The 2,117-nt window shown below is 32.5% G+C and carries 1 protein-coding gene; it reads left to right on the plus strand.

Translation table 11 applies throughout. The annotated features are described in order from the left end of the window. Positions 1–12 precede the first annotated feature (12 nt). The gene (locus tag AB3X49_RS21875; RefSeq protein ID WP_002169187.1) at positions 13–1,884 is read left to right on the plus strand and encodes a glycerophosphoryl diester phosphodiesterase membrane domain-containing protein; all 1,872 of its coding nucleotides are present in this window, start codon (positions 13–15) and stop codon (positions 1,882–1,884) included. Positions 1,885–2,117: the final 233 nt, after the last annotated feature.

Consider the following 2,117-nt stretch of genomic DNA (forward strand, 5'->3'; position numbering starts at 1 on the left):
GTGGAGGAATATATGCAACACCGTAAAAGACTATCTATACCAGGGGTAATGGGACATTCCTTTCAAACAGTTAGATTTGCTTTTTGGAATGTATTAACCTTTCAACTTGCTTATAAATTATTAGCAGCGATTGTATTTGTCCCGCTATTTGGGATCATTTTTAATAAGTTATTGTATTTTGGTGGTTATGCAAATGCGACGAATGATGAATTATTAGCGTTTTTAAAGACACCATACGGCATTTTGGCAATCGTAATTTTATCATTGTTAGCACTGTTTCTTATCTTTACGGAATTTGCGGTGCTTATTATCATTTCGTACTTCGCTCATAAAAGACAAAAGGTGAAATTACGTCCGATTTTATATAAAACCGTAACGTATTTACCTACTCTTTTCACATATTGCTTACCAGGATTTATTTTATATGCTGTCGTATTGTTACCTCTTTTAAATCTTGGATATGAAACGGCATTAATTCCGCAAATTCAAATTCCTAACTTTATTACAGGAGAACTGTTTAAGACAACGATGGGACAAGTTGGTTATTACACGTTCTTTGCTGTAGTTGCGTATTTGAACCTTCGCTGGATTTTTGTTCTACCTATTGTTGTTTTAGAGCAAAAGCCGTTTCGCACAGCAGCACGTAAAAGTGCAACGTTAGTAAAAGAAAGTTTTTTTAAAGTACTATTCTTTTTAGTAGGATTTTTTATTTCAATAGGGATTGTGTACGGTGTATTTTTTGGAATGTATTTATTGTGTCTATGGGGCATGTATGAATTTACAAATCCACAGGGAACATTTGCATTATTAGCAGAATCAACAATGTCTGTATTTTTAACGAGTACATTGTATTTATTTAGTTTTATCGTGACGCCATTTTATATTATGGCAATAACACGATTGTATTTACAAAAGGTTCCGGTTGAAGATGTTTTATTAGAAGAAGGATTAGATTATTCGAAAACAAAAGCAGATAAATGTTTCTTCCAAAAACATCGTTGGAAATTTATTGGTGTATATATTGTAGGAATTATTACTGCCGGAATGGTCGTTGCCTTCATTGTAACGTTTATTTCAAATTCATATAAAGAACCAATTATTATGGCTCATCGTGGTTATATTTCAAAAGGTGTAGAGAATACGAAAGAAGCTCTGCAGGGGGCTATTGATGCCAAAGCAGACTACGCTGAAATTGATGTACTGCAAACAAAAGACGGTGAACTAGCAGTTATACATGATTTGAAGCTAAAACGTCTTGCGAATGCTAATGTTCACGTGTCAGATTTAACGATGGAGGAGTTAAGACAGCTTACCCTTAGTCAAGATGGGTTTTCAGGACAAATAAGTACACTTGATGAGATCATTAAGCTGGCAAAAGGAAAAATCAAACTTAATATTGAAGTGAAGCTCCATGGTGGCGAAAAAGATTTCGTAAACAAAGTATTAAAAGCGATTAAAGATAATGAATTTGAGAAGCAATGTGTCATTCAAACGTTACACTATCCGCTTATTAAAGAGTTTAAACGTGCAAATCCAAATATAAAAGTAGGATACATACTGTATGCGAGTAGAGCTAACTTAAAGAATGTGAAGGCTGATTTTTATGTAGCAGAAGAATACATGTTAAATAAGAAATTAGTAAAAGAAGCAAGGAAGCTAAACAAGCCAATTTACGTATGGACAGTAAATGATATGGAAAGTTTAAAGGCATATTATAAGTTAAACGTGGATGGTATCATTACCGATTATCCTGAAGACGCACGTGAAACAATTAAGATGTTAAAAGAGCAAGAAGATCGTGAAAGTGATATGTTTGATAAAATTACCGAGACGACAGAAGATCTATTTTCAAAGTTATTTATGATCTATCCAGCTGCTGGCTAAATGCTAGTAGCTGTTTTTTTTATGGAAAGAATATATTTCTAAAGTATTGTACAAAGTAATAAGTGTATATGTATACGTAACTACTTAGTTTTTTTGCATTGTTACATTATTGTCAAATAATAAATAATTACTATGCGTTTTGAATGGATATAATGTAAATAGAGTGATAGATAATGAGATGGTACAAATAACCCAATAGAATCAATGTTTCGTATATTTACACTATTCTAAAT

This window comes from Bacillus sp. C30, assembly GCF_040838255.1.
GTDB lineage: Bacteria > Bacillota > Bacilli > Bacillales > Bacillaceae_G > Bacillus_A > Bacillus_A mycoides.